The sequence below is a fragment of the Ameyamaea chiangmaiensis genome, assembly GCF_013376175.1.
Lineage (GTDB): Bacteria > Pseudomonadota > Alphaproteobacteria > Acetobacterales > Acetobacteraceae > Ameyamaea > Ameyamaea chiangmaiensis.
The window spans coordinates 1-3,139 of record NZ_JABXXR010000226.1 but is presented as its reverse complement, the minus strand read 5'-3'; the positions used below and the strand labels follow the sequence as shown (position 1 = coordinate 3,139).

Below are 3,139 nucleotides of genomic sequence, written 5' to 3'. Positions count from 1 at the left end.
CGGAACCGCAGCCGTCGCGCAGCCTGTTCGGCATCGTGACGGGCGCCTTCCGGGGGCGGCCGCCTGCCGAGGCTACGCCCGCGCCCCAGCGTAACGAGCCTGAGATCCACCCGCATGAGCCCCCCGCGCCGGGCGTCTCGGTTCAGGAAGGCGGTGCGGACGAGATCGGTCTGGATATTCCAGCCTTCCTGCGCCGCCAGTCGAACTAAAAGCTCCGTTCAGGAAGGGCCCCGCGATCATACTGATCGCGGGGCCTTTTTTATGACTTAATTTCAAGCGGATAGGCCGTAATAGTTGGCAATAAACCTTGACTGGCGGTCGCCGTGCCCTGCCGCTAAAGCTCAGGATGCCAGTGCCGGCCTGCGATCCGCACGCCGATGACGACAAGAAAAACGAAGGGCACGACGATGGAACAGATGCGGCCTCTGGAGACCGACGCGATACCGGTTCTCCGCGGCACACGGGCTGATGGTGGCGTGGGCAACGCCTCCCGTTTCCAGGTCACACTGGCGCAGCCCATCGGCTGCCGCGGCATAGGCCTGCATACGGGTCTGCCGATTTCCCTGCGGCTGGCACCCGCCCCCGCCGACAGCGGCATCACGTTCAGTCGGTCCGATCTAGGGGGCGCCACCGTTCGGGCCCGCTACGACACGGTCGTCGACACCCGGCTCAGCACTGTCGTCGGCGACGACAGCGGTCTGCGCGTTGCGACGATCGAACATCTGGTGGCGGCCCTCAGCGGCTGCGGCATCGACAATGTTCGCGTCACGGTGGACGGCCCGGAACTGCCGGTTCTCGACGGGTCATCGGCCGAGTTCTGTTTCCTGCTGTCCTGCGCCGGTCGTCAGGTGCAGCCCACCCCCCGCAGAACCATCAAGGTTCTGCGCCGCATACGGGTCGAGGACGGCGACGCGTTCGCCGAACTGCGCCCCGCGCCACGCAGCGGCCTGTCGCTGGCGTTGTCCATCGACTTCGCTGCCGCCGTTATCGGGCGGCAGAATTTCGCCATGAAACTGTCCACCGACTCGTTCGTGCGTGAACTGGCGTCAAGTCGCACCTTCACGCAGCGGCATGAAATCGACGCTCTCCAGGCAGCCGGCCTGGCGCGCGGCGGCTCGCTGGATAACGCGATCGTGGTGGACGGCGAGCGGGTGCTCAATCCCGCCGGGCTGCGACATCAGCACGAATTCGTGCGCCACAAGATGCTCGACGCCGTGGGCGATCTCTATCTTGCCGGTCACCCCCTGCAGGCAGGCTTCATCGGCCACAAGTCCGGTCACGCCCTGAACAACAGGCTTTTGCGAGCCTTGATGGCGGATTCCTCGGCCTGGACCCTGACAGGTGACGGCGCACGTTCGGCGTCTGCCAGGGTCGCTGTCGAGGAAGCGGCATAAGGTCTTGACGGCCAATTCGCCGACTACGGCAGGAAACCGCCGCTTGTGGCTTCACCCCGACGCAACCCGTGATATAACGCTTGCCGTCACTGAGAGAGTCGGCATGTCCCCTGCTTTTTCCCCACCCCGTTTCCCGCGACGTGCCACCGCCCTGTCCGCGCGCGGTCTGACCTTCGCGACTCTGCTGCTGCTTGGCGGTTGTGGGTTGTTCAAGAAGGGCGACCAGAAGCCGCCGCCGCTGGCGCCGCCGGAGACGATGTACAACAACGGCATCGACGCCCTGCGCACGAACCGCTACCTGCTCGCCAGCGCTGAATTCGAGGCCCTGCAACAGAACTATCCCTATTCCGGCTACGTCGCGAACGCGCAGCTGATGGAGGGGTATGCCTACTATCTGCAGGACAAGTACCCCGAGGCCGTGCAGCAGCTCGACCGCTTTCTTCTTCTGCACCCGACCAGCAACGATGCCGCGTACGCCTTTTATCTTCGCGCCCTGTGCTATTACGAGCAGATTGCCGAAGTGCAGCGCGACCAGCAGGGTACGGTCGAGGCACTCGACGCCCTTCAGGAAGTCGTCTCGCGCTTCCCCCAGACGGCCTACGCCCGTGATGCGCAGCTCAAGATAGACCTCTGCCGCGATCATCTGGCCGGCAAGGAAATGCTCGTCGGACGCTTCTACGAGCAGCAGAACAACTATGAGGCCGCCCTGAACCGCTACCAGCGCGTGGTGCAGGACTTCCAGACCACCAACCATGTGCCCGAGGCGCTGCAGAGGCTCGTCGAGGTGTATCTCGCACTGGGCCTGAGGGACGAGGCCAAGCGCGCCGGCAGTGTTCTGGGATATAACTATCCGGGCAGCAAATGGTACGGCTACGCCTATGCGGATCTGCGCAGCGCGCATCTGGTCGACGCACACACCCAGGCGCCCACCGGGCCCCGACCGGGCGTCGTGTCGCGCGCGCTGAACCTGATCTTCTGAGCGTTCCGGCGCCCCGTCGCGGCGCGCGGCCATGCTGAGACACCTATCCATCCGCGACGTTGTCCTGATCGAGCGTCTCGATCTCGCACTTGCGCCGGGGCTGACTGTCCTGACCGGCGAGACGGGCGCGGGCAAATCGATCCTGCTCGACAGCCTCGGCCTCGCGCTGGGCGATCGCGCCAGCGCGGGTCTGGTGCGGGCGGGCGCCGAACAGGCGAGCGTCGCGGCGAGCTTTGAAATCGCCGTCGACCATCCGCTGCACACGCTTCTCGAAGAACAGGGGATCGCGCTCGAGGATCGGGACGAGCCTCTGGTCCTGCGGCGGATCGTCACGACCGACGGCCGGTCACGCGCGTTCATCAACGACCAGCCGGTCGGCGTGACGCTGATGCGGCGCGCGGCCGCCTTTCTGGTCGAAATTCAGGGCCAGCACGAACAGATGGGGCTGGCCGACCAGTCCACGCATCTCGATCTGCTCGACACCTTCGGGGTGACGCCAGCGCTCCGTAACGACTGCGCCCGCACCTATCGCGCCTGGATCGAGGCAACGGCCCTTCTGGCCGCCGCCCGTGCCGAAATGGCCGAAGCGGAGCGTGAAGAGGAATGGCTGCGCCAGTCGGCCGACGACCTCGCCGCGCTGGCTCCGCAGGAAAACGAGGAAAACGACCTCGCCGCCCTGCGTCAGGATCTCCAGCAGGGAGAGCGGCGTGGCGAGGCGATCGCTGCCGCGCTGGCCGACCTCACGCCGCGCGACCGCCGCAGCACC

3 protein-coding genes and 1 pseudogene are annotated in these 3,139 nt (G+C 66.0%); all 4 read left to right on the top strand.

The annotated features are described in order from the left end of the window. Positions 1–209, top strand: a pseudogene (locus HUK82_RS15565) (cell division protein FtsZ); the annotation flags it as partial. Positions 210–377: 168 nt separating this feature from the next. Further along, positions 378–1,394, top strand: coding sequence for a UDP-3-O-acyl-N-acetylglucosamine deacetylase (gene lpxC / locus HUK82_RS15560; RefSeq protein ID WP_246495137.1), 1,017 nt, complete (start codon positions 378–380; stop codon positions 1,392–1,394). A 103-nt stretch (positions 1,395–1,497) separates the two neighbouring features. Then, positions 1,498–2,373: an outer membrane protein assembly factor BamD gene (locus tag HUK82_RS15555; RefSeq protein WP_176614811.1), complete on the top strand. Its 876-nt coding sequence runs from the start codon at positions 1,498–1,500 to the stop codon at positions 2,371–2,373. 31 nt (positions 2,374–2,404) lie between these two features. Further along, positions 2,405–3,139: AAA family ATPase (locus HUK82_RS15550; RefSeq protein ID WP_176614810.1), on the top strand; the 735-nt coding region annotated here is incomplete at its 3' end.